A 25421-nucleotide genomic window follows, 5' to 3' on the forward strand; every position below is an offset into this window, starting at 1 on the left:
AGGATTCCTTCAGGTGAGGGATTTGGCAGCATCGGCCACGGCGGCGCGGATCCGGGGGTAAGTGCCGCAGCGGCAGATGTTGCCAGCCATCGCGGTATCGATTTCTGCCGCGCTTGGCTGTTTGCCCCGCGGCAGGGATTTCAGAAATGCCGTTGCACTCATGATCTGGCCGCTCTGGCAATAGCCGCACTGCGCCACGTCATGCCTTATCCAGGCCGCCTGCACCGCATTACCCACGCGGTCATCGCCGCCCGTGGCAGCTTCAATGGTGGTGATTTTCTTACCCTGCACGCTGGAAACCGGTGTCACGCACGAACGGATCGCCTGCCCGTCCAGATGCACGGTACAGGCGCCGCACAAGGCTGCGCCACAACCGAACTTGGTGCCGGTCAGCTGCAGGCTGTCGCGCAGCGTCCACAGCAGCGGGGTGTCTGGTTCAACGTCCACCAGCGTATCTTTACCGTTGATAGTGAGCTTGATCATAGAATTCTCCAGAGTGAGAAACAAAGGCCGGGCAGGTGTCGCAGTTAACACCGCCCTGACTGGTCCGGCGTTGTCATCCATCATAGAACAGTTGTCGCCGGAATGCCGGATGGCTGAAAGGGAAATCCCCTGTGAGGGCTATTGTGTCGCAAAAACAGTGTCGGAAGTTTGCCTGATCTGACGAATTCTTTGCAAAAATAAAAAACAAAACAGCGAACGGTGATAGCCTGCGTCTGCCTGAATCCTCTCCTGACTCCCTATGAAAGAACGATCTCAATCACCTGCTGCCAACAAGCAATTGCTGGCAGAACTGGCTGGGCAAATTGCCCAAACCGACGGGGTTTTTAACACCCTGATCCCCGAGCTGACCGTCTTTCGCCGCAGTACCGTGACCGCCCCGATTCCCTGCATTTACGGTCTGGGGCTGGGCTTGACGGTGCAGGGTGGAAAGCGTGTCATGCTGGGTGACGAGATGTTTGACTACGGCCCGGGCCAGTCGTTGCTGACTTCGGTGGATTTGCCGGTCATTTCCCATGTGACCCGCGCCAGCGCCGAAGCGCCGTATCTGGGACTGGGGATTGCGCTGGATGCGCGGCTGATTACCCAGATTGCCGCCGGCATGCCCGTTCCGGCCCCGTCCAGGATTCCGGTGGCACGCGCCATGTCGGTCGTCGATCTGGAAGACGGATTGCTGGGGGCGCTGGTACGTCTGGTGCAGTTGTTGCATGAGCCGGCAATGATCCCACTGATTGCACCGCTGATGTTGCAGGAAATTATCGTGCGCTTGTTGAGCGGCGGGCATGAGCGCGTGTTGCGCCATCTGGTGACGGTCGGCTCGCCGGGGCAGCAGATTGCCAAAGTCATGACCTGGCTGAAACAGCACTATATGGAAGACATTGCGATGGAAGACCTGTCGGTCAGGGCGCACATGAGCCCGTCGACCTTCCGGCAGCATTTCCGTCAGGTGGCCGGCATGAGTCCGCTGCAATACCTGAAATATTTACGTTTGCAGGAAGCACGGCAACTGATGCTGAATCAGGACCTGGACGCCAGCAGCGCGGCAATTCAGGTCGGGTATGAAAGCGCATCCCAGTTCAGCCGCGAATATACCCGGCTGTTTGGCGCGCCGCCTTTGCGTGACATCCGGCGGGTGCGCGCGTTGCCGGTGTAGGCAGGCGCGACATCAAGGATGGCAACAGGCATCCATGCTGCGCAGATCCAGCGTTCCGGCATCGGGCGGCAACACATAGACCGGCGCAAAACCGCCGCCCGGCGTGCGGAAGTTGGTGGTTTGCCCCTGATACAGGCGGGCCGCAGTCCACAACACCTGGCCCTCATAGACGTAGTCCCGCAAATCAAACTTGAGCGCCTGCGCCGCATCGGTACCGGCAATCATGCGTTCCCCCGGTTTCACCAGTGCCTGGGCGATGTACTGTCCGGCCAGAATTTCCTGCCACACCCGTTGCGTGATTTTGTCGCCGCGGTATGCGGCACGACTGCCAAAGCCGGCTGCAGGTTTGAAGAACAGACCGCGCCGTGCTTTCCAGAGCCGTTCGCTCTGGCCGGTGGTGACCAGTTCCGTCCGCGGAATGTTGTCGCACAAGATATCCTGAATAGCTGGCGCGACACCCCATGCGCTCAGTTGTTGCCGGTCCGTCCACAGTATCAGATTGCGCTTATCGGCATACAGGGCATGGGTCTGCGGATGCGGCGTCAGCGCCATCGCATCGCACAGATACGCGTCGCGCAGAACCTGATGTTCTGGCTGCTCGAGGTAAAAATCGGTGAGCCGGTTATACACCAGATCAATTGGTGTTTCACCGTACCATAACTGACCGTTTTCGAGCCGGAATGCCGCCGGGCCCGCAATCACGGCATGGATGCCATGACGTTCAAACAATTGCTGGAACAGCAGGAATTCCGGATAAAGATATTGCTGTTCCGGATTTTCGTCGATGATCGCGACGCTTGCCAGCGGACGCTGGCGATGACACAGCGCCCATTCCTGCTGAAACATATCAATGATGCGGGTTTCAAAAGCATCAACCGAGGAGCGGGACGGGACGTACATTTCAATTTCGGCGCAGCAGGCGCGCTGGGCGCGGGCGAGAATCGCATTGAGCATTGCGCCGCCCGCATTGGTATTGACTTCGATCAGACCGGAATGCTGTTCGTTGACGTGGAAGTCATAACCGAAAAAAACACCGCGCTGTCCCGGCGGCGTGTGACGGGCAATGTCCGGTGCCGTCGCCAGCACGAAGTTGCGGTAGGCGGGCAATGCCACCACGGCTTCTATGGCGTCAATCGTGTCCCGCATGCGCTGCGCCTGCCGGTGCGAGATGAACACCGGATGTTCGGCAAACAGATGCGGACAGCGTTGCTGAATCAGGGCCGACAGTTCATGCTGGCTGATCTCGGATTCCAGCGCCTGCTGCAATGCCTGCTGATTCAGGCTGATACAGAAGCATTCGCTGTTGAGCTGGTCGGCTGCAGCCGTTGTCGGCATCGTCGGGACAATCTCGCTGCGGAGCGCGGCGGTATTCATTTCAGGCATCGGGGGCACCTCATGGCATCAGATGATTGGCATTGATTTCAATATGAATCAGACCTGAAATGGCCGTATTTCGTTCACTCATGAATGAGCATAGCTGCGATCTTGGAGCAGATAATTTGATGTGAAACAAGAGATGTTTAAATAATTCTATATTTCGATTATTATGGAATAATAGATTGAAAATTCAAAGGATAAGCATGGAAACCCGACAAGCCATTTCTGCACTGGCTGCGATTGCACAGGAATCACGTCTCGCCATATTCCGGCTGCTGGTGCAGGCCGGACCTGCCGGATTAATCGCCAGCAAGATCAGCGAACAGCTCACGATCCCGCCGTCTTCCCTGTCTTTTCACCTGAAAGAGCTGAGTCATGCCGATCTGGTCAAAGCCAGACAGGACGGCCGTTTCATGATTTACACGGCCAATTTCGAGACCATGAACGGCCTGCTCGGTTTTCTCACTGAAAACTGCTGTGGCGGCAATCCCTGTTCCTCCGCATCGCCCTGCATGCCGGATACCTGCAGCAGTGCGGTCACAGCTTAAGGCATGTTTTTTCTTTTTATTGTTATTTTCTGATCAGGCTATGAACGTACTCTTTCTCTGTACCGGCAATTCCTGCCGTTCCATTCTGGGTGAAGCCACTTTCAATCATCTGGCACCGGCTGGCTGGCATGCCATGAGCGCAGGCAGCCAGCCGACAGGACAGGTGCACCCGCGCTCGCTGGCCCTGCTGGCAAAGGAAGGCATTGCTGCCGAGGGCTATTACAGCAAGTCCTGGGACAATCTGCCCGCCACACCCGATATCGTCATCACTGTCTGCGCCAGCGCTGCCGGTGAGACCTGCCCGGCATACCTGGGGCCGGTATTGCGCACGCACTGGGGAGTCGCGGACCCGGCGCATGCAACCGGCACCGATGCCCAGATAGACGCCGCATTCATGCAGGCATACCGGATTCTGCGCACCCGCATTGAGGCATTTCTGGTCTTGCCGCTGGAAACTCTGGTGCAGGACAAGAGCAGACTCAAAGCCGAGCTGGACCGGATTGGTACTTTACTACCGGCCTGATGCGGCGGACAGATCAGCAGACTGCAACGAAGGATTGCTGTAAACGATTTTTTGCGACTGACACTTCCACAACGGGAAAAATAATGAACGACAGAATTTATCACGTCTTATTTTTATGTACGGGTAACTCGGCACGCAGCATCATGGCCGAAGCGATGATGAATGCAATTGGCAAGGGCCGCTTCATGGCGTACAGCGGCGGCAGTTTTCCGGCAGGTGCGGTCAACCCGCTGGCGATTGAGCAACTGACGCAACTGGGTCTGGAGACGGCGGCGCTGCGAAGTAAAAGCTGGAGTGAGTTCGGCGCTCCGGATGCGCCGCACATGGATTTTGTGATTACGGTCTGTGACAATGCTGCTGGTGAGATCTGCCCGGTCTGGCCGGGCCAGCCAATGACCGCGCACTGGGGATTTCAGGACCCGGCGGCAATCACAGGGACAGAGGCGGAAAAACGTGCCGGTTTTGTACGGGTCTGTCGCGAAATCAAAACCCGTCTTGATTTATTCCAGAGCCTGCCGATCGGGAAGTTAGAAAAATTGGCCTTGCAGCGGGAGCTGGACCGGATCGGAAGTCAATCAGCATGAGTATGGCAAAACGTCTGGTGTCCGAAGGATTGGGCAGCGCCTTGCTGCTGGCGGTGGTGGTTGGCTCCGGGATCATGGCAGAGCGGCTGGCGGCAGGCAATACCGCGATTGCCTTGCTGGCAAACAGCATAGCCACAGGTGCCGGGCTGATTGCACTGATCCTGATGCTGGGCACCATTTCCGGCGCGCATTTCAATCCGGTCGTGACGCTGTCGGCTGCGTGGCAAAAAAACATACCGTGGCCGGAAGTGCTGCCGTATATCGTGGTACAGATCGCCGGAGCATTTGCCGGTGTGGCGATGGCGCATGGCATGTTCGGTGAGCCCTTATTTTTTGCATCAGCGCATGTCAGAACCGGCTGGGCGCAATGGTGGAGCGAATCCGTGGCGAGCTTCGGACTGATCGCCGTCATTATCAGCACTTCCAGAACCCGTCCCGGTGTGACGCCGTTTGCGGTGGCGGCCTACATCACGGCGGCCTACTGGTTTACGTCATCGACCTCGTTTGCAAATCCGGCAGTGACGCTGGCACGCGCCGCCAGCGATACGTTTGCCGGCATACGGCCAGCCGATGTGCCCGGCTTTATCATTGCCCAGCTGTGCGGCGCGGCGCTTGCCACCGGTTTATTTTCCTGGCTATATCCGGCACCGGCGGTGACGCACACGGAGCAGGCTGAGGGCTGAAAACCGGGAAAAAAACCGGGCAAAAATCCGGCTTCTCATGACGGCTGGATGGCAGCAGCCGGAGCGTGTCGCTGTTATGATAGATGCATTCCAAATTGTTGCTGTGGCCGGGAGTTTTCCATGAATGCATTCATCCATTCCAGTTTCGGTGTGACCGATTTCTGGACTTTTCTGATCGGTACCATTTTCATCGTGCTGCTGCCAGGACCGAATTCGCTGTACGTGCTGAGTGTTGCCGCGCAACGTGGCGTGCGGGTTGCCTATCGCGGCGCCTGCGGGATTTTTCTGGGCGACCTGATTCTGATGATTTTGTCTGCCGGTGGCATGGCGTCGCTGCTCAGAAGCAGTCCCGGTTTGTTTTATGTGGTGAAATATGCCGGTGCAGCTTATCTGGGGTGGATTGGCCTGCAGATGCTGCGCAATGGCTGGCGCGGATTCCGTCAACGCACACAGGCCGCTGCCGCGCCGGTTCCTGTTGCTGCGGCAGCAGTTCAGCCGGGCGAGCCATTTACCAAGGCGCTGGTGATCAGCCTGATGAATCCGAAGGCAATTCTGTTTTTTATTTCTTTCTTCATCCAGTTCGTCGATCCGGAATTTCACGCGCCGCTGTTGTCTTACGGTTTGCTGGCGCTGATTTGCCAGCTGGCGAGTTTTACTTACCTGACAATTATTATCCTGGTGGGGGCGCGGCTGGCCGAGGCATTCCGTCAGCGTCGCCGCCTGTCGGCCGGTATGTCGGGCGGTGTCGGTGCGATGTTCATCGGATTCGGTGTCAAACTGGCATCGGCAAGCTTGTAAGAAAATTATTCCTGAATATTTCTGAAGAAACACTGCGCATGAATGTTCAGACATTTACGCGGGATCGGACCGGGATGTCAGTGTTATAGAGTTATTTTCCATGCAAGTACCTGAAAAAAAATTGTAACCGTTAATCTCTATAATTTATGACAATTATGCAGAGGGAAGCACTGTTGCAGATGTGGATCAATGCGTTCCACAGTCACTTTCTTTAACAATTCATTTAAGGTGTCCTTAAGAATTATTACGCAAACTGTACTGAATCCGGATTGGCTGAATAGCCGGACTGTTGTTTGATGATATAACTCATGAGGTCTGAAATGAATTTCTCTGCAATGACAATTTCCCGGTTGCGCCGCGCAGCCGGTATCGGAGCGGCCAGTCTCGGCCTGATATCTTTGCTGACGGCTTGCGGTGGCGGCGGCAGTTCCGGCACCACCACATCTGCAACCACGACAACGCCGGTCAGTTCAGGAGGAAGCACAGTTACTTATACCGGGCCGGTTGCCGGTCTCGGTTCCATCGTGGTCAACGGGGTGCGTTTTGAGACCGTGGGCGCTAATGTGCACGATGCCGATGATCCTTATGGCAGCACTAAATTCCAGTCCGCCATCAAGCTCGGCACGACCGTTTCTGTGACTGGCACGGCAGACGACAGCACCAGTTCCGGTGCTGCAGCCGATATCCGCATCATCGGCGGCCTGCGCGGCAAGGTCACCGCGGTTGATACGCAGAAAAATACGCTGACGCTGAATGGTCAGGTGGTCAGCGTCACCAGCACCACGGTGTTTGAGGGCGCACTCAGCAGCCTGTCTGCATCCATGGTGAATATGTATGTCGAGGTATATGGTTATCCGCAGGCCAACGGCGCTTTCAACGCGACCCGGATTGAAGTGTCGGCTACAGCGCCGTCAGTGACTGGTGCCGTGGTCTTGCGCGGCATGGTCAGTGCGGTCGATATGACGGCAGGCACACTGAAACTTGCGAGTGGCCTCAGCGTCAGCTTCACGGCAAGCCAGGTGTTGCCGAAAGGTGCGCAGATTGCCGTGGGAACCGATGTCCGCGTCGTGGCGACTACCGTACCGGTCAATAACACGATTGTTGCCACAAAAGTCATCGTGGTCGGTGCCGGAACGCTGGTAACGGGCAACTCCAATTCGCCATCCGGACAATTCATCAAGATCAAGGGCATCGTTGATGCAGTCAGCGGCACAACCATCACCGTGGCCGGGACGAAGATTGATCTGGGTACCTTGCCTGTGCCGGCAGTCGGTGCTGTGGTGGAAATTAAAGGAACACTGTCTTCCAGCGGTACGATCACCGCCACCAAAATCGAGCTGGAGTCAAATGGTCACAGCGCTGATGTGCACAGCACTGACGGCAAGGTGACAGCAACCGCTAACTACCAGCATGAACTGTATGGTGTCGTGACGAATTTCGTCTCGCTGTCCAGCTTTAAGGTGCAGGGCGTACCGGTTGATGCGAGCAAGGCACGCTTTGAATTCGGACTGAGCAATCTGGCCAACAACGTGTATGTCGAAGTCAAAGGCACGTTGCAGAACGGCGTGCTGGTGGCAACGAAAATAGAGCTGAAAGGGGAAACGACAGCCGCTACCAATGGCAACGGCAATCCGTCCAGCGACCAGTCCAGTGGCAACCGCAGTTTTGAAATCTATGGCGTCCTGAGCTGCACCAGCTATCCCGCCAGCTGCACCCTGCAACATGGGCTGACTACATTGCAGGCGAATTTGTCTGCCGCTGTATGGGCAGACGGTGGTCAGTATCAGGCTGGTACGAAGATGTTTGTCGAAGTCAAAGGCTATCTGGATGCTAAAGGCGTGTTCCAGGTCAGCAAGATCGAAGCCAAATCGGACAGCTGAATCAGATAGTTGGAAACGGGATGACCGGCATCCGGATCATCCCGCCCCGTGACAACAGATTGGGAGAGCAGACTGATAACCTGTGGCGGCGCCAATCGGCGGTCACAGGTTTTTTTCATTGTGCGCATCGCTCCAGGGGAGGGCGGGCGCGACCAGACGTCGCTCCCCGGGATGGCTGACTGCCGGAAAACGTGGTGTGCCGTTTTCCCAGTCCTGCTGCGCCTGCGCAACGACGGCTTTACTGCTGCCGACAAAATTCCACCACATCACCACCGGTTCCGCAAACGGCAAGCCGCCGAGCAGCAGCGCGCGGCTGCCGGCCGCCAGCTGTATCTGCAGCGTTGTCGCACCGCTGGCGGAATAGGCCAGCTCATGCATGGCGATGGCTTCACCCTCTGCGGTGACGTCGCCTTCCAGCGGCAGGATGCCGTATTCAAACGACGGGTCCAGTGCCAGCGACAGGTTGGCGCCATCGTTGCTCGCGAGATCGATGCCGACCAAGGGGCTATGTACCTGCGCCGGTGCCGTGCGCCCGGCGTAGCTGCCCGCCAGCAGGGTAAAGCTGCAAGCCTGATCGTCCCAGCGCGGCAGCACCGGATAATGTTCAAACCGCGGTTCGCAGAATGCCATCTCGGGCGGCAGGGCGATCCACAGCTGCGCCAGATTCAGCTGCTGGCTGCCCGCCACCGAATCCTCGGTATGCACAATGCCCCGGCCCGCCGTCATCAGGTTCACCTGACCTGGCCGGATGACTTGCTCATTGCCGAGACTGTCGCGATGCAGGATTTCACCTTCAATCAGCCAGGTGAAAGTCTGCAGGCAGGTATGCGGATGAGCGGCGACATGCATGCCGGCGCCCGGGGCAAAGCTGACCGGTCCGGCGTGATCCAGGAAGCACCATGCGCCAATCATGCGCCGCTGGCGGGTCGGCAATGCACGCAGCACCTGCATGCCATCTCCCAGATCTGTGGCTCTGGCGCTCACGCGTTCTATATGGTTCATGGATCACCCCCTGTTCAGCGCAGATCGGAATGAATGCGGACTTCGCCGCTCAGCAGCTTGTGCATTGGGCAGGCATTGGCGATTTTGAGCAACTGCTCACGCTGCTCCTGACTCAGATCGCCGGTTAGTTCGATATGCCGCACGATATCGTTGCCCGTTTCCGGCTTGCCGTCCGGATTCAGCTGCAGTGCCACTCTGATGCCGGTCAGCGGCCATTGCCGGCGGTTGGCCACCATTTGTATGGTGATCGCTGTGCATGAACCCAGACTCGCCAGCATCAGCCGGTCTGGCGACGGACCGGCATTACCGCCGCCGAGCTCGGTGGGTTCATCAGCCAGCCATGTATGTCCCAGATCATCGGACAGGGTGACCTGATAAGGAATGCTTTGGAGACTGGCGGTGACAGCAGGTGTGGCAGACATGATGGCTCCTTGAAAGAATAGGGCAGGAAAGACAGCTTGTTCCCTGCAAAGGTAACTGAAAACTACCTGCCGTGTGTCGGTGTGGTATGACGGAAGGGATGCGAGGCAGGAGGACAGTGCTGCGCACTGATTGATATCGCAGAACGACAGCACGCAGGTCGGGTAAGCTGGCTGTCGTTCAGCTTTGTCCGGGATGGTCGCGGTCGGGCTTTTTCCAGGGGTCGAGATGGGTCATCAGGTTCAGTACACGGTGTCTCTGCATGACTCTCTGCCGTGCTTCGACGGCGATGTCGTGACCAGCTTCAACGGTGATGGCGGCATCGACTTCCAGATGTGCGTCGACGACGATCATGTCACCCATTTTCCGGGTGTGGACATCATGGACGCTGATGACGCCCGGAGTGCTTAACAGCGTCTCACGGATGGCCTGGACTTCCTGTTCGTCTGCCGCGCGGTCCGTCAGGTCATGCAGGGCGTCCCAGCTGAATTCCCAGCCCATCTTGGCGACCATGAAGCCAACGATGGAAGCGGCTATCGGGTCCAGAATCGGATAACCAGCCAGATTGCCGATGATGCCCAGTCCTACCACCAGCGATGAAGCCGCATCGGAGCGGGCATGCCAGGCATTGGCTACCAGCATGCTGGATTTGACCTTTTGCGCAATCGCCAGCATGTAACGGAACAGCAGTTCCTTGGCGACCAGCGCGGTGCCAGCCACCCACAAAGCCATGATGTGTACCTGCGGAACCAGCTCCGGCGCTTCCAGCTTTCTGAAGGCAGACCACAGCATTCCGAGACCCACTGCCAGCAGCAGGATGCCGAGGATGAACGATGCCGCAGTTTCAAAGCGCTGATGACCGTAGGGATGATCTTCGTCCGCATCTTTCTTGCTGTGATGGCTGGCGAACAGCACCACAAAGTCGGCGATCAGGTCGGACAGGGAGTGGATACCGTCGGCAATCAATGCCTGGGATTTCCCGACGATACCGATGGTGATTTGCAGGATGGTCAGTCCGAGATTCACCACCACGCTGGTCCAGGTGCTGCGGGATGCGGCGGCGGCGCGCTGTTCCGGAGTCTGGAACAGGTCTTCAGGATCGTCGTAAGAGTCGTTTTGTATCATGGTCGGGAATGGTTAAGGTCGGATGAAACGCGGTGAACCGCATTGTATCGTCCAATTTTAACAAGGATGTGTCCGTTTCGCGGCATACGGTTCCGGTTCGTACTTTTTTACGGTTATAAAAAAAGCCCGCATTTCAGTGCGGGCTTTGGTGTTACTGATGGGCTCTGCGTATGGACTCCAGATGGCGTAAGAATATCGCCGGGTCTTCACTGATCAATGTTCCGGGGCCGTCGTGCATCGGGTTTTTACGCGGCACCAGATTGCGTGTGACGGCCGTCGGCACCACGGCACCGGATTCGGCACCCTGATAGCTGCGCGTAAATGCCAGCACCAGATTGTCCCAGTCGTTATAGTCCTTCAGCACGCCGAGCGTCGCGGTGCTGTCCGGCTTGTGGATATTGTAGGCAAACGTGCCGCTGGTCTGGCTGTTGCTGTTATCCCAGTCGGCATAAGCGCCTGCCACTGCACCACGGCCAATATTCTTGGACTCATCCAGATTGTTTTCATCCAGATCGATGCTGGAACCATTGGAGTAATCCATGATGAAGCTGGTTCCGCAAGGCGAGTTATCGATATTGCAGATATTGATGCCGCTGGCCTTGGTGTAGGTGCTGTTGTTCAGATAGAACCGGTTGGCTGCCTGGGGACCGCTCGGGTTGGCGCTCAGCCCCGGGAAGCTGTAGGTATAGTTCATGATGCTGTAGTAATTCGGCTTGTAATTGTTCGCTTCAAATCCGCCATGGTTCAGACCGAGATTGTGCCCGAGCTCATGCATGATCGTGGCAGCTTGCCCATTCACCGTGTAATTGATGTTGGTGGCAGACGTGACTTTGAAACCGCAGTTGCCCATGGTGATGATGAAATCATTGCCGTTCAGCTCACCCAGCCCGCTGGAGCCGCAGCTGCCATCGGTTTTTTGCGAACTGCCCATAACCGCGTAATGGAAGATCAGTTTGCGCCGCACATCCATATTATCGCGTTTGAAGTCGTACAGATTGGCGCAGCCGGTTGGCACGGTATTCGTGCTTTCCATCGCCAGGCAGGAGGCGTAGGCGAGCATTTTCCCACCGCCCAGATTGAAGGCTGCCGTATTGATGGTCGGCGAATACAGCGTGCCGGCATCCACATGGACGGCAATCTTTTTATTACCGTTGGTAAAGGTGTGATTGGCGAAAGTATCGACCAGTTTCTGTACCGCTTCCTGGCGCAGGATAATGCCGGGGTCGGTGCTGCTCATGCTGTCGATCTGGATAAACAGGTCACGCTGACCGGGGCGCGCACCGAGCGAGTAGAGATCAAGACCGGCAAAGGTTTTTCCGCTCACCTTGGCGCTGTCGGGAATGCCGTCGCCGTCAGAGTCGAGCACGCCGACGCCGACGTCATTCGGTCCGCCCGGGGTGGAGAAATTCACGGATGACCAGTCGCTGCCGGTGAAATTGTTCACCATGCCAGAGGACGCGAGCCGGACGATGGAGTAGCCGTAATTGGCCGTATTCGGTAATGCCGGCGCATTCGCGCCGCTCCAGGCGCTGGCAGTCGTCGGTGCGCTTGCAGAGTTGCCGAAGCGCACGAAATCAGCTGTCACACCGCCTTTGACCAGTTCGATATTACCGGAGGCTCCCCAGAATGGGATGCTGCTGCCATTGCTGACGTAGACCATTTGTGCGTTATTGGTCAGATTGGCCTTAGTTTTGCTGGCGATGACCAGATAGCCTTTCGGCGGAATCGTGACCGATGGCAGGGTGAAGCTGGCTGGTGCGTAATAGTAGGATGTGCCGCCGTCGAAGTGACTGCTGTTGAGCGTGTAATCGGACAGGTTGATGCTGATCGTGGCATTCGGGTTGTACACCTCAAACCAGACAGCGCTGTTGGTGTAATAAGCCGATGCAACTTCCGAAATCATCAGTGGTTTTGCTGTTTCAGCCGTAACCGGATCGTTGTTGAAGATAAAACGCTGCAGATTGACTTTGCTGCCATTCGGCAGGGTCATTACACCGGTATTATTGCTGGTCATCTCAAAGCTCATGACCCCGGCACTGGTACCAGACAGGGTGGCGCTCTGGTACGCGCCGTACATAGTCTGGCCGCTGGTATAACTCAGCAGGGAACCGCTGATCCGGCTTGGAGTCAGCAGATTGGCAGCGCTGGCATACCAGGTAGGCTGGCCATTGCCCGAATACATAAAGGCAGCGATGAATGCCTGCGCACCTTGCGCCTCGATGAAGTAACCGCGGCCCCCTTCCGCCGGATTCCACCACCAGCCGCTCTGGAACGCATCGGTAGATGGTGCAAAAGCGGTCGGGGTGGAGATCGGGAAGGCATCCAGAGAAATCGTGATGCTGGCGCTGGAATTGACATCCTTGATCTGCAGCGTGCCTTTGGTGGCGGAGCTGAAGGCGGCGGTAATCGTCGCATATTTGGAGGAAGTCGCGGACTGATAGCTGCCCAGCAAGGTCTGGCCACCGGTGTAACGCAGCAGATCACCCTGGTAACTGCCGTCTGCCTGCACATTCATGGTGGTGGCATACCAGGTGGATTCACCGGTGGTTTCATACATAAAACCTGCAAGGAAAATCTGGCTGCCCTGGCGTTCGATAGCGAAGCCTCTGCCGCTTTCTGCGGCATTCCAGAACCATCCGGTTCTCGGTGCGACATAGAGTGAGGAAGTGCCGGCTGCGGCTAGTGTAGCTCCCGCAGCCTGGTTACTGTTGGCGGTGCTTGCAGTATCTGAACTGCCGCCGCAGGCGGCGAGCAGCGTCAGCAGCAGGCTGGAAAACAGGAGTTTAAGCAAATAGCTACGCATCATGATTTTGGGTGAAAAATTATCCAGATTTAAAAAAGGAAACAAGCGGTTCATCGTAAAGACTATAAGTGAAATCTCAGAATATGAAATTATTATCGGACAATTCTTTGGTGTAATTGTCAGCGTATCAGATCCATAGCCATAGTCAGGATGATTTACCGTATAAAAAATTGTTTCAAAGCTATCACTATTTTAACCGTTAATTTATCTTTTTATTAATCTTGTGCTGATTTTTTAACATGACCCTGCGATTGACGCGCAACGCGTGCCGGGGAGGCAACCGGCTGTGCGGACAGGCGGTACTTGTCTTCAGGGGAACGAAGATGTCATCTGCTGGTCATGTCATGCGGCGAAGATGCCGGTCAGCTCCATGAGTTCAGTCGGCCGATCAGCATTTGCCCGATACCCTGTACCGGAGCATGCTGCGGTTTTCTATTGTCATTTCTTCAGATCAGGAAATTTTTATGTTTTGGGTGATTCGCCGGTTGTTGCCGGTGTTGTTGTTACTGCTGAATGCCGCGTGCGTTCAGCAGCCGCTGTCTTCCGCGGGGCAGCCGGGTTCGCCGGCGTCGCAGCCAATGTTGGCGGAACACCGGCCGCCGGTGATTCTGATTTCCATTGACGGTTTCAGGCCGGATTATCTGCAACGTCATGTCACGCCGCAGCTCAATGCGCTTGCAGCGCAGGGTGCTCGGGCTGCTTTCATGCGTCCTTCTTTTCCGTCGATCACTTTTCCTAACCATTACACACTGGTTACCGGGCTGCGTCCCGATCATCACGGGCTGGTCGGCAACACCATGGCCGACTCCGCCATTCCCGGTGTGCGCTTTACTCTTGGTAACCGTGATGCGGTGACTGACCGCCGCTGGTGGGATCAGGCTGAGCCGGTCTGGGTGACTGCTGAGAAGCAGGGCGTGCGGACGGCAACCATGTTCTGGCCGGGATCGGAGGCGGACATCCACGGTGTCCGCCCGTCGGAGTGGCGGGTATTTGACGGCAAAGTGCCGCCTGCAGCGCGGGTCGATACGGTATTGCAATGGCTGGACCGGCCTGCCGGAAAGCGGCCGGATTTTCTGACCCTGTATTTTGACGATGTGGACCATGCCGGTCACGAATTTGGCCCGGATGCGGCGCAGACCACCGAGGCCGTGGCTGCCGTCGATCAGGCGGTCGGTCGCCTGGTCAGCGGTCTGCAGGCGCGCCGTATTGCCGCCAATCTGGTCATCGTGTCTGATCATGGCATGGCCGCCACCAGCGAACAGCGCGTGATTTACCTGGATAAAATCCTGCCGCCCGACAGTATCCAAGTGCTTACTGTCGGTGCCTATGCCGGTCTGGAACCTGCGGCCGGACAGCAGGCCATCGTTCAAAACAGTTTGCTGCAACCGCATCCGCACATGACATGCTGGGAGAAGCAGCATATTCCGGCGCGCTATGCCTATGGCAGCAATGCCCGGGTACCGGCGATAATCTGTCTGGCGGAAAGCGGCTGGCTGATCCTGGCGGATGACAAGATGAAATTTTCCAGAAATGGCGGTACACATGGCTATGATCCTGACACGCCGGAGATGGCGGCGCTGTTCATTGCCAATGGACCGGCATTTCAGGCCGGTGTCGTACTGCCAGCCATCGACAATGTCGATGTATATCCTTTGCTGATGCGGCTGACAGGGATACCCGCACTGCCATCGGATGGCGATATCAGGGCGACTGCGGCGGCGCTGCGACCATTGCCGCAGCACTGACGGTGACAGAAACAGCAGGCAGATTTTGGATGCCGCTTTCTAGTCCTTTGCGGCACAATGGTTGCCCCACTGATCTGAAGCGATCCTCCGATGCGTGCTGCCTTCCAGAATTCACCTGCTCATCTGTCTGCCGGTACGCCGGTCAACGCACCATTGCCGCCGGCCCCCGCCACTTTGCTGGATGAGGCCGGACTGCCGCATTTCGGACAGTTTGCCGGCAGCATTGCCAGTCTTGACTGGTCCGGTCTGGCGCAGCCATATCGCCGCTCCGCCTGGTGGCAGCGCCTGCATCACAAACGCTGGCAATATGTGGCGCTGGCCACAGAGCAGATATTCTGCGGCGTCGCGATCGTGGATGTCGGCTGGACCAATACCGCTTTTGCCTATGTGTTTGACCGTCAGCAGCGGCGGCTGCTGGGCAGTTTTTCACAGGATGGACTGCCGGGGCTGACGGCGCACCTGAATCATTGCCCGGCTGACGGTGCGGCCAGTCGTTTCCGGTTGTTAGGAAACAGCATCCGCTTCTGGCATGACGCGCAGCAACAGTGTTATCAGCTGATTGTGGATGCCGGCGGCTGCCAGATTCAGGCGCAGCTGCTGCCTGCCACGGCTGCACCCAGTCTGCTGGCGATCGGTACCGTGGCAGACAGCGTGCACGCCACCTGCAAATCTGCCGGAATGCCGCTGCGCGGTGAAGTCCGCGTTGGCCAGCACAGTTTTAGTCTGGATCAGGGCTGCGGCAGCTACGATTACAGTAATGGTTTTCTGGAGCGTGAAACTTCCTGGCGTTGGGCTTCTGCGCATGATGCAGCAATCGGTTTTAATCTGCAGTCAGGCTATTTTGGCGATCAGGAAAATGCGCTGTGGCTGGATGGGCAGCTGATTCCGCTGGCGCGGGCTGATTTTGATTACGATGCCGGTCAGCCAATGCGTCCCTGGCATATCACCACCGCCGACGGCTTGCTGGATTTACATTTTCATCCGGAAGGCATGCGCGCCGAAAATAAAAATCTCCTGATTGCCGCCAGCCGCTATGTGCAGCCGATCGGCACCTTTGAGGGCTGGGTCCGCGCCAGTCCGGAAGCGGCACCGCGCCGCATCAGCCAACTGGCCGGTGTCACGGAAGACCATTTTTCGCGCTGGTAAGTGGTCATCGGTATCCGCCGTTCGCAATTACGGTGATGCAGACCTGATCCAGATCAGGAAAAATATCGCACAGGCAGCCAATCTGCAGCAGGTTTGATCTGGTCGGTGTCGGCGCTTTGCGCGTCATGCTACAAGACAGTTTTTTCTCTGTCCGGTGCATCATCATGCTGACATTGCAACTGAATGAATTTTCCCTTGAAGACTTTCTGGCAAATTACTGGCAGCAAAAGCCGGTGCTGATCCGGCAGGGTTTTCCCGGCTGGCAGGATCTGATCAGTCCGGATGAGCTGGCCGGACTGGCGTGTGAACCCCAGATTGAGTCGCGTCTGATCTGCCAGAGAGCCGGGCAATGGCAGGCGCAGAACGGACCGTTTGAGCAATACGCTCATCTGGGCGAACGTGACTGGACGCTGGTGGTGCAGGCGGTCGACCACTGGTCGCCGGAAGTGGCGGCGCTGGTGCAGGCGTTTGCGTTTATTCCGCAATGGCGTTTTGACGATGTGATGATCAGTTATGCCGTTCCCGGCGGCGGCGTCGGTCCGCACATTGATCTGTACGATGTGTTTATCTGCCAGGGTTCGGGCAGGCGGCGCTGGCGGGTCGGTGAACGCGGTCCGCACCGGCAGTTTGTCGCGCATGCCTGTCTGCTGCATACCGATCCGTTTGAGCCGGTGATCGATGCCGAACTGACAGCGGGCGATATTTTGTATATCCCGCCCGGTTTTCCGCATGATGGTGTGACGCTGGAGCATTCCATGAGCTTTTCGGTCGGCTTTCGCAGTAAGTCCGCCCGCGATATGGTCAGCGGACTGGCGGATTACCTGATTGATCATGAACTGGGTACCGGGCTGATCCACGATCCGGGGCGCCCGCGTCAGCCGCATCCGGGACAGATCAATGCCAGCGATTTTGGACTGATCCGGCAGCAGATGCAGGCAGTTCTGAGTGATGCTGCGCTGATGGCGGACTTTACCGGCACCATGCTGTCGGTCACTAAATGCGAACTGGATCTGCAGGCGCTGGAATGGCCCTTAAACAGCGCGGAATTGTTGTCCCGCCTGCAGCAGGCGGCGCTGGTGCGCACCGGCGGCCTGCGTTGCCTGTACCTGCAGGAAAATATTGCGCAGGGCATCTGTTATATCGACGGTGAAAAATACGTTTTCTCAGCCGGATGTGTTCCTGCACTGATGAATCTGTGCGACCAGAACCGGATTGACGCTGTCCTGCTGGGTGAGGCGTTACAGGACATGGACTTTGTGGAAGCGCTGCTGGGCTGGGTGAATCAGGGGTATTGGTATTTTGATGAGTAGATCGATAGCAAGGTGATGCGCCCATTAATGCGCTGACCGGTGGCCAGCCAGTCAATAAAGCGGGAACAGACGTAAAAAACGCTGCCGGGCAGGGCAGCGTTTTTGTTGATCGACATGGTCATTTCTGCCGGGTCAGCTTGCCTGCTCTGGCAGGGCGATCTGGTTGTCCGTGCTGAACTGGTAATCATGGAACACGTGTTCGGCGGTCAGAATCTGGTAGCTGCCGTCGGCCAGCTTGCGGGTCGTGTCTTTCAGACGATAAGTGGTCTGACCGCAGGTCCAGCAGTTGAAGTTACGCATGTGGGTGCAGAGACAGGTTTTGTCCATGACCGAGATTTTCTTGGCATCCGGATGCAGCGCCACTTCGCGGTTATACGAGGTGATGTAGGCGCAGTTGCCGTTGCCATCCAGCAGATAGCCATAGGATTCGCAACCCGGACGGATGCCGTCGCCGATCGCCGGCGTGTTTTTCAGCATGCGCATCGGATAGCCGGTCGGGGAAATATGATTGACTTCGATATCGTCTTCGCTGGCTTTGAAATATTCCTGTTTGACATCGTCGGGCAGGCCGCATTCTTTGGTCACTGTAAAACGGGTCGCAACCTGCACGCCGGATGCGCCGTGTTCCAGGAAGGAAACGGCATCGCTGCCGGTGAAAATGCCGCCCGCTGCAATGAGCGGGATGTCCAGATTTTCTGCCTGCAGCCATTGATGGATTTCTGTGATGATGGTCTGCAGATCGTATTCCGCCCAGTCGTCGCCGAAGCCGAGGTGACCGCCAGCCAGCGGGCCTTCCACCACGACATAATCGGGCAGCCGGTCGAGTTTCGCATTTTTGCGCAGGAACAGCTGCAGCGCGCGCAAGGACGAGACAATGATGCCCAGCTTGGCTTCGCGGAAGCGCGGATGCCCGGCCATCAGTCCGAATGAGCCGAGATGCAGGCCGGCGCTCAGGGTGATGCCATCAATGCCGGCGTCGAGCGCTGCCTCGAGACGCACTTTCAGGGTTTCCTTCGGCGCGTTCATGGTCAGCTTTTCCATGCAGTTCACGAAGATCATGCCCTTGCCCTGTTTGGCTTCCATGGTCTTGCCGACGTGCATACGGGTGGCTTCGGCCAGATGTTCAAGGTTGAATTTGATATCGGTCTTGTCGGAATTGTTGATGTTGTACTTGTAGAATCTGGTTTTTTCCTTGACGAAGCTGGTATCGAAACGGCGGTCGGAAACATCGTGCACCATCGCATCGGAAATATGGCCGATGCCACCCAGACGTGCTGCTTCCAGTGCCAGCTCGGCAGTGGAGATATCGACACCCATCCCACCAATCATGATAGGAACCAGTTCATCTTTGCCTAACTTCAGGCGGAAATCATCTACTCGTTTCATTGCTATCCTTGACACATTGATAAGGTCACACCCGCATGCCGCTGAAAATTGGAGTGAAGCCACCACTCGAATGGATGGCGCCCCAGATTGTAAGCCAGCCTCGGTTTATGCTGTAAATAAATTTAATCGCTGTAAAACGGGTATTGCTGCATCCAAAAACCGGATTTTCCGGGCAAAAAAATGCGGGGAATCTGAATTTGGATGATGTTGCTGAAAACTGGGCGAAGAAGCATGAATAATGATGGTCGTTAGACTCCGTTGTCGGTGATAAGGTTCATCTCTGTCGCTCCGTCAGCTGCCACTGCTGCTGCCGGTCAGGTTTTCTTTCTGTGAGAAGCTTGATATCGCGCAAACCGGCCTGTGGGGATTTTGTCGCTCCTGCCTCTGCCGCCGCCTTGTGTCGGCCGGCCTGTTATCCGCGCCGCTTGTTCTGGCAGGCTTTCCCTGTTGCAGGTGGTGCCGTAGCAGGCATAACACAAGTCTTGCCGGGCGTAATTTTGCTGTTTAGCATACTCCCTGGAGTATATTTAAACCCCCTTTGTTTATCAGGAGGACAGGACATATTTTCTACATACTCCCCTGATTTTGGTCATAAAAAAACCGCACCACACACCGGTTGGTGGATGATGCGGTTGGCTGCGCCGGCGGAAGCGAAGCAATCAGCTAATGCTGACAGCTGCCTTGCCGCTGGTGACGGTTGCTGTCGTCACGCGTGCCACGACATTGCCTGGCGCGGTCATGCTGCCGGTATTCACCAGCTTATTGACCTGCTTGAACTGCACCACGAAGCTGCCCGGTGTGACGGTTGCCACGGCGTAACCCTGGGCATCGGCATTGATATGCGCCAGCCACGGGTTGCTGTTCAATGCCGACAACTGCTGCGCCAGTCCCAGCAGGTTGGTGTTGAACGCGCTGTTGGTTTTCAGGCTCGCCAGGATCGCAGCCACGGTGCCGCTCAGTACCGCGCCTTCCGGCACGCCCTGGGCAGCGAGTGCGCCGGTCAGCTGAACGCGGATCTGTTCCAGCAGACCATCCACGGTCGGCGCTGCTTTGCCCATGGTGTAGTCCAGCAGGTTGACGTTGATGCTGACGGTGCCGACATTCGGTACCGGAATGCTGAGCGGGTAGGACACGATGGTCGCCAGACCGGTCGAACCTGCGCCGGCTTTCATGTAGCTGAAGAAGGAATCCGAACTGATCCCCGCTGTCACCAGATCGACCATCGCCGGAGTGCCGCCGCCAGCCGCATCGAAGTCGCTGTTGACAGTACCGGCGAAGAAGCCGTGGATATCGCCGGTGACGGCAACGACGTTGGAAATCTTGTTGTTCAGCAGGTGCGCCATCAGGTTTTTGCGTTCGGCGTTATAGCCGTCCCACTGATCGCAGTTCAGCAGGAATTTGGTGAAAAACGCGGACAGTGCAGCCTGTTGCCCGGAAGCGATGACGAACTGGGAATTTTGCTTGTTGGCCTGCACATCCGGTTTGATGTAGCCAAACGCAATCACCTGCGCGGCAGCGCCAACCTGGGTGGCGGTTCCGGCGGCGGCAGCCGATTTCGCGGCGTTATAGGCAGCAACCGCAATCCCTGCCTGCGTGGTGCTGAGTCCGGCGGCGACGGCAGCGGCCAGCGTGTTGCCGCCCTGCGCATCGGCAGTGGCGATCGCCACTCCTGCGCCGGCGGCAGTAGCCTGGCTGGCGCCGGCAGTGACAGCAGCCACCAGTGCGGCGGCGACCAGCACATTACCGCCCAGCGCCGGGTTGCTCAGTGCTGTGGTGATGCTGCCTGCGACAGTGGAGATGGCATTCAGCGCGATCAGTGTGGCAATCGCATCCGTGCCGTTCAGACCCATGCGCATCAGGCAGACTTCATTGCCCCAGACCTTCCAGGTATTGGAGGAATTCTGCATCTTGCCCTTCCACCAGTCGCGCTGGGTTTGGCCCAGCATGGTGTTGTAGGCCAGCGGATCGGAAGTCATGGCGGTGGCCGTGGTGATTTCCTGCGCTTCGAGCATGTTGTACACATTCTGCGGCACGATGTAGCGTGAACCGATGCTGTTGTTCAGCGGCTTGCCGGTTGCCGGATTGTAGATCGACTCCGGCACCACATGGTCGGAACGGTACAGGCGCTCATCCGTCATGATCAGCTGCATCAGGTTGCCGAACTGGAAGTCGCGGTAAATCTGGATATTCTGGAATCCGGTGCTGGTGGAATCGAAATTCACATCAGCCGGCATGAATTCAAACCATGCCTGATTCGCGGAACGGCGGCGGGTTGGCTGGTGGATATTCTGACCTTGCGCATCGAGGCTGTTGTTGTCATAAGTGATCGCATCCTGCCAGCCATCGTCAGAAAACTCATGATCATCCCAGATCGCGATATAGGCAAAGCGCTCATGCACGGCCTGCTGGCGCGGGTCGCTGCGGTACATTTTGTACAGATAGCGGTAATCGGCCAGCGTGGTTGCGTATTTGGCCTTGGTCGGATTACCGTTGATATCCTTCATGACGGTACCGTCCGGCAGCTGCAAACTGATATGGCTGCTTTCCACGGGAGCCGTCTGGAAAGAAGCACCGACGGTTTCGTAAATGTAATCGCCCAGATGGACGATGAAATCCAGATTTTCGTTCTGCGCAATATTCGAGAACGCGCCCCAGTGGTTCACGCTCCAGTCCTGGCAGGTGATGTACGCAAACTGTACCTGCGATACATTGCTGCCCGCTGCTGGCGCAGTCTTGAAACGGCCGACGTTGGAACGCACGTCGCCGGCGATGAACTGGTAGAAGTAAGTCTGGCCCGGCGTCAGGCCGGTGACTTTATTGCGCACCGTATTGTCGTAAGCAGCAAGCACGGACAAGCGGGTATCGACAATGGTGCTGCCGGTCAGCGCGGTATTGCTGCCGAGCAGGGCGCTGTTATCGGCGGCGGTGACGATCAGACGGATAGAGACATCGTTGCCACTTGGCGCAGGTGCGGCCACATCCACGCTGGATGGCACCACACGCGTCCACAGCACGGCGCTGTCAGGACGCGGATCGCCGGAGGCAACGCTTTGCGGGAATTTCCAGCTGCCGCCACTGGCTGCAGGCAGGTCAGAACCGCTGCTGGCCTGGCTGGCTGCTGTGCCACCGCCGCATGCAGTCAGGCCGCCGCTGGCAACGCTGACCGAGAAAAAACCGCTGTATTTCAAAAACTGTCTTCTATCCAATTTGATCTCCTTGGTGTCAGGACAAATTCCTGCCATGCCGCTGTCTTTGTCCCGGCTCCTCAAAGCAGGAAGCCGATGACCGGAAAGCCGTGGGGCAGGTCTGTCTGGTATTGTTATCTGGCTAAGTCGCCAGATGCTAACAATATGCTAAAACTTCATAGCCTAGTCGGCAGATGTTTCATCCTGATGACAAGTCGGGTAGTGGTTTTGCTCTATGTAAGCGCTTGCTTTTGATTTGATTTTGAATTCTCGCCCAACAGAAAACCATGTCATAAAGACCAGTACAACGTGTCAGGGTGGTCGCTGGCGCGTGGCTGCGCAGGCTTAAGGAAGATCGGGCATGGCCGGATTCGTGCCCGGTTCCGTGATTGTTGCCTTTTTGAAACCGGTCTGCACCCGCTGCGCAGAGCGGGCAACGGAGCAATCGGCGGAGCGAGGGGATGGATGCGGTTGGCTGGAAGCGTGCCGGGACAGATCAGTCAGCCATCAGTCGGCGTAAAAACAGCGGCCGCAGACGTGGTGATAACGTTCGTTGCCGCCGATATCGATCTGGGCGCCGCTTTTCATGCGCTTGCCGCTGGCATCAACACGGATATTCATCGTGGCTTTTTTTCCGCAGGTACAGATATTTTTGAGTTCTTCTATCGTATCGGCCAGTGCCAGCAGATAAGTGGAACCCTGAAACGGCTCGCCGAGAAAATCACTGCGCAGACCGTAACAGATCACCGGCACACCGCGCACATGCGCCAGCCGGTGCAGTTGCCGGACCTGTTGCGGAGATAAAAACTGCGCTTCATCGACCAGCACGCAATTCACTTGCGGCGCATCCCGGAAAAAATCAAACTCCGCATCAAACACCGCTGCTGCGCGTTGCGGACCGAGCCGCGAGGTGACTTTGCCGATGCCGTAACGGTGATCGATGGCAGCGGTGTACACGCAGACCTGCTGGCCCTGCTCTTCGTAATTGTGGGCGACTTGCAGCAAGGCAGTGGATTTGCCTGCATTCATCGCGGAGTATCGGAAATAAAGCTTTGCCACAGTGTTCTTTCAGAATGAATTGCCCCAGATGGGAGCGCCTGTATGAATTTCAAGTGATCCGGGGGACGCACATTGTAATCATTGTTGCGCCCGCGGTCACGCTGCAAAAATCCGCCATGCCTGCTCTTGAAATGGCTGACAGACGCCATATCTCTGAGCCACAGATGCTCAACGGAGGTCTGTGGAAACCATTTATATCGCTTCTATTTAAAAGGATATCACCATGCGTAATTTTGACTTTGCTCCCCTGTACCGTTCCGCAATCGGCTTTGACCGTCTGGCGCAATTATTTGACGATGCCCAGCGCAACGAGGCCACACCGAGCTATCCGCCTTACAACATCGAACTGATTGCAGAAGACAAATACGCGATCACGATGGCCGTCGCCGGTTTTGAACGCAGTGAACTGGAGATCGAAACTGAACGCGACATGCTGAAGGTCGCCGGTCGCCGCCAGAAAGAAGAAGGTCAGCGCAATTACCTGCACCGTGGCATTGCCTCACGCGATTTTGAACACCGCTTCCGTCTCGCCGATCATGTGCGGGTCATGGCGGCGCGCCTCGGCAATGGCTTGCTGACGATAGAGCTGGTACGCGAAATCCCTGAAGCCTACAAACCACGCCGCATTCTGATTGACGGCGAAAATCTGCAACTGGTGCAGCAGGCTGAGCAGCAACAGGCAGCATAACCGGGCTGCCGCACAGGCTGGCTGCTGTTGACCTGTCTTCAGACTGAGTTTCAGGCCGGGCGGCAGTTTGCAAGCTTGAGGCGGCAAACTGCCGAAACCTGTGAAAATGCCCGCATGACAGCGGGCATTTTTGCTGGAAGCGCCGGGCAGTATCGTCCGGCATTTACAGTCATGCGTTTTACTTGCGGATGATATTGCTCAGATTGACGTCACGGATATCTTTGGTGCCGGTCAGCGCCATGCTGACATCGAGTTCTTTCTGCAAAATTTCCAGCATCGTGGTCACACCTTTTTCTCCCATGGCACCCAGGCCGTACAGGAAAGCGCGGCCAATCATGCTGCCTTTGGCGCCGAGCGCTGTGGCTTTCAGAATATCCTGACCGGTGCGGATGCCGCCGTCAAACCAGACTTCGGTCTGATGACCGACTGCATCGACGATCATCGGCAAGGCTTCAATCGACGACATGGCGCCGTCCAGCTGGCGGCCGCCGTGATTGCTGACAACGATGGCATCGGCACCGGCAGCCACTGCCAGTTTCGCATCCTCGACATCCAGAATCCCTTTCAGGATCAGCTTGCCGCCCCATTCTTTTTTAATCCATGCGACATCATCCCAGTTCAGGGTCGGATCAAACTGGCTGGCAGTCCACTGGCTCAGCGTCAGGATGCCATCGCCGCCTTTGACATGGCCGACCAGATTGCCGAAAGTCTTGCGGCCGCCCAGCGCGCGCAGCGCCCAGCCCGGCTTGGTGGCCAGATCGATGATATTGGCGAGCGTCAGCCTCGGCGGCACGGACATGCCGTTTTTCAGATCCTTGTGCCGCTGTCCCAGAATCTGCAAGTCCAGCGTCAGCACCAGAGCCGAGCATTTGCAGGCCTTGGCGCGCTGGATCATTTCTTTCACAAAACCGCGGTCGCGCATCACATACAGCTGAAACCAGAATGGCTTGGTCGTGACACTGGCAACGTCTTCGATGGAGCAGATGCTCATGGTGGAGAGCGTGAACGGGATGCCGAATTTTTCGGCGGCAATTGCGCCCAGCATTTCGCCATTCGCCCATTGCATGCCGGTCAGCCCCGTGGGAGCGATCGCAACAGGCATCGTCACATCCTGGCCGACCATGGTGGTGCGGGTATTGCGCTGGTCGACATTGATGGCCACGCGCTGACGCAGCCGGATCGCAGCCAGATCGTCGCTGTTTGCGCGATACGTGCTTTCGGTATAAGAGCCGCTGTCGGCGTAGTCGTAAAACGCCTTGGGAACGCGCTTTTTCGCAATCAAACGTAAATCTTCGACACAGGTAATGACAGGCATGCTGGTTCTCCGCTTCTGCAATCAGTAAATACAAACAATGTAGACAATGAACAGCCAGAAGTGTAGGGGATATCCCGGCGGCGATGGGGGAAAACGTTTCAGTGCTTGAATGAAGTATTTTCAGCTGTTGAATACTTGCCGCTGGCAGTCAGGGGTTTTCAGCGGGGTCTGGCCGGGTATCGCACTGATC

The 25421-nt window shown here is 56.9% G+C and carries 22 protein-coding genes; 11 read left to right on the plus strand and 11 right to left on the minus strand.

Annotated elements, in window-relative coordinates; all coding sequences use genetic code 11:
- Positions 1–9 precede the first annotated feature (9 nt).
- Entirely contained in the window at positions 10–483 is a 474-nt protein-coding gene (locus H8K27_RS01590; RefSeq protein ID WP_186861486.1) for a (2Fe-2S)-binding protein, read from the minus strand.
- A 259-nt stretch (positions 484–742) separates the two neighbouring features.
- Between H8K27_RS01590 and H8K27_RS01595 the strand changes: the two genes are divergently transcribed.
- Positions 743–1654 carry an AraC family transcriptional regulator gene (locus tag H8K27_RS01595; protein ID WP_186861487.1) on the plus strand — a complete coding sequence of 304 codons (912 nt, stop codon included), beginning with the start codon at positions 743–745 and terminating at the stop codon, positions 1652–1654.
- Between the two features lie 12 nt (positions 1655–1666).
- Here H8K27_RS01595 and H8K27_RS01600 read toward each other — a convergent pair whose 3' ends face one another.
- Complete coding sequence (locus H8K27_RS01600; RefSeq protein WP_230418812.1) at positions 1667–3037, minus strand: hypothetical protein; 1371 nt, start codon at positions 3035–3037, stop codon at positions 1667–1669.
- Between the two features lie 197 nt (positions 3038–3234).
- Here H8K27_RS01600 and H8K27_RS01605 point away from each other — a divergent pair, with 197 nt between their 5' ends.
- The 6 genes from H8K27_RS01605 (at position 3235) to H8K27_RS01630 (ending at position 8047) form a co-directional block, all read left to right on the plus strand.
- A complete protein-coding gene (locus H8K27_RS01605; RefSeq protein WP_186861488.1) occupies positions 3235–3579 on the plus strand; it encodes an ArsR/SmtB family transcription factor in 345 nt (114 codons plus the stop codon).
- Between the two features lie 40 nt (positions 3580–3619).
- Positions 3620–4102, plus strand: a complete 483-nt coding sequence (locus H8K27_RS01610) for an arsenate reductase ArsC (protein ID WP_186861489.1) — start codon at positions 3620–3622, stop codon at positions 4100–4102.
- Between the two features lie 83 nt (positions 4103–4185).
- Entirely contained in the window at positions 4186–4686 is a 501-nt protein-coding gene (locus H8K27_RS01615; protein ID WP_186861490.1) for an arsenate reductase ArsC, read from the plus strand.
- Complete coding sequence (locus H8K27_RS01620; RefSeq protein WP_186861491.1) at positions 4683–5369, plus strand: MIP/aquaporin family protein; 687 nt, start codon at positions 4683–4685, stop codon at positions 5367–5369. The genes H8K27_RS01615 and H8K27_RS01620 overlap by 4 nt, the downstream gene beginning before the upstream one ends.
- Before the next feature lie 120 nt (positions 5370–5489).
- The gene (gene leuE / locus H8K27_RS01625; RefSeq protein WP_186861492.1) at positions 5490–6167 is read left to right on the plus strand and encodes a leucine efflux protein LeuE; all 678 of its coding nucleotides are present in this window, start codon (positions 5490–5492) and stop codon (positions 6165–6167) included.
- A 320-nt stretch (positions 6168–6487) separates the two neighbouring features.
- Positions 6488–8047, plus strand: coding sequence for a DUF5666 domain-containing protein (locus H8K27_RS01630; RefSeq protein WP_186861493.1), 1560 nt, complete (start codon positions 6488–6490; stop codon positions 8045–8047).
- Positions 8048–8149: 102 nt separating this feature from the next.
- Here H8K27_RS01630 and H8K27_RS01635 read toward each other — a convergent pair whose 3' ends face one another.
- From H8K27_RS01635 to H8K27_RS01650, 4 genes are all read right to left on the minus strand, one after another.
- Entirely contained in the window at positions 8150–9049 is a 900-nt protein-coding gene (locus tag H8K27_RS01635) for a pirin family protein (protein ID WP_186861494.1), read from the minus strand.
- Positions 9050–9063: 14 nt separating this feature from the next.
- The gene (locus H8K27_RS01640; protein ID WP_186861495.1) at positions 9064–9471 is read right to left on the minus strand and encodes an OsmC family protein; all 408 of its coding nucleotides are present in this window, start codon (positions 9469–9471) and stop codon (positions 9064–9066) included.
- A 178-nt stretch (positions 9472–9649) separates the two neighbouring features.
- Positions 9650–10594, minus strand: coding sequence for a cation diffusion facilitator family transporter (locus H8K27_RS01645; RefSeq protein ID WP_186861496.1), 945 nt, complete (start codon positions 10592–10594; stop codon positions 9650–9652).
- A gap of 151 nt (positions 10595–10745) precedes the next feature.
- On the minus strand, positions 10746–13400 hold the full coding sequence (locus tag H8K27_RS01650; RefSeq protein ID WP_186861497.1) for a lamin tail domain-containing protein: 2655 nt from the start codon (positions 13398–13400) through the stop codon (positions 10746–10748).
- Positions 13401–13861: 461 nt separating this feature from the next.
- On the opposite strand from H8K27_RS01650, the gene H8K27_RS01655 reads away from it, so the two are divergent.
- The 3 genes from H8K27_RS01655 to H8K27_RS01665 all read left to right on the plus strand — a co-directional run bounded on the left by H8K27_RS01655 (position 13862) and on the right by H8K27_RS01665 (position 17598).
- Positions 13862–15142, plus strand: coding sequence for an alkaline phosphatase family protein (locus H8K27_RS01655; RefSeq protein ID WP_186861498.1), 1281 nt, complete (start codon positions 13862–13864; stop codon positions 15140–15142).
- A gap of 90 nt (positions 15143–15232) precedes the next feature.
- Positions 15233–16288, plus strand: coding sequence for a DUF2804 domain-containing protein (locus H8K27_RS01660; RefSeq protein WP_186861499.1), 1056 nt, complete (start codon positions 15233–15235; stop codon positions 16286–16288).
- Between the two features lie 164 nt (positions 16289–16452).
- Positions 16453–17598 (plus strand): ribosomal protein uL16 3-hydroxylase, encoded by a 1146-nt coding sequence (locus H8K27_RS01665; protein ID WP_186861500.1) that lies wholly within the window; start codon positions 16453–16455, stop codon positions 17596–17598.
- Here the strand turns inward: H8K27_RS01665 and H8K27_RS01670 are convergent.
- The 4 genes from H8K27_RS01670 to H8K27_RS01685 all read right to left on the minus strand — a co-directional run bounded on the left by H8K27_RS01670 (position 17571) and on the right by H8K27_RS01685 (position 23228).
- Positions 17571–17714 carry a hypothetical protein gene (locus H8K27_RS01670; RefSeq protein ID WP_186861501.1) on the minus strand — a complete coding sequence of 48 codons (144 nt, stop codon included), beginning with the start codon at positions 17712–17714 and terminating at the stop codon, positions 17571–17573. The two genes, H8K27_RS01665 and H8K27_RS01670, sit on opposite strands and share 28 nt — an antisense overlap.
- A gap of 16 nt (positions 17715–17730) precedes the next feature.
- Complete coding sequence (locus tag H8K27_RS01675; protein ID WP_186861502.1) at positions 17731–18984, minus strand: nitronate monooxygenase; 1254 nt, start codon at positions 18982–18984, stop codon at positions 17731–17733.
- Positions 18985–19643: 659 nt separating this feature from the next.
- Positions 19644–22190, minus strand: a complete 2547-nt coding sequence (locus tag H8K27_RS01680) for an alkaline phosphatase D family protein (protein WP_230418814.1) — start codon at positions 22188–22190, stop codon at positions 19644–19646.
- 486 nt (positions 22191–22676) lie between these two features.
- Positions 22677–23228 (minus strand): thymidine kinase, encoded by a 552-nt coding sequence (locus H8K27_RS01685; protein ID WP_186861504.1) that lies wholly within the window; start codon positions 23226–23228, stop codon positions 22677–22679.
- A gap of 223 nt (positions 23229–23451) precedes the next feature.
- Here H8K27_RS01685 and H8K27_RS01690 point away from each other — a divergent pair, with 223 nt between their 5' ends.
- On the plus strand, positions 23452–23916 hold the full coding sequence (locus H8K27_RS01690) for an Hsp20 family protein (RefSeq protein WP_186861505.1): 465 nt from the start codon (positions 23452–23454) through the stop codon (positions 23914–23916).
- Between the two features lie 178 nt (positions 23917–24094).
- Here H8K27_RS01690 and H8K27_RS01695 read toward each other — a convergent pair whose 3' ends face one another.
- A complete protein-coding gene (locus H8K27_RS01695) occupies positions 24095–25231 on the minus strand; it encodes an alpha-hydroxy acid oxidase (protein WP_186861506.1) in 1137 nt (378 codons plus the stop codon).
- Positions 25232–25421 lie beyond the last annotated feature (190 nt).

This window comes from Cognatundibacterium griseum (assembly GCF_014284195.1).
GTDB classification, from domain to species: Bacteria; Pseudomonadota; Gammaproteobacteria; order Burkholderiales; family Burkholderiaceae_D; genus Undibacterium; species Undibacterium griseum.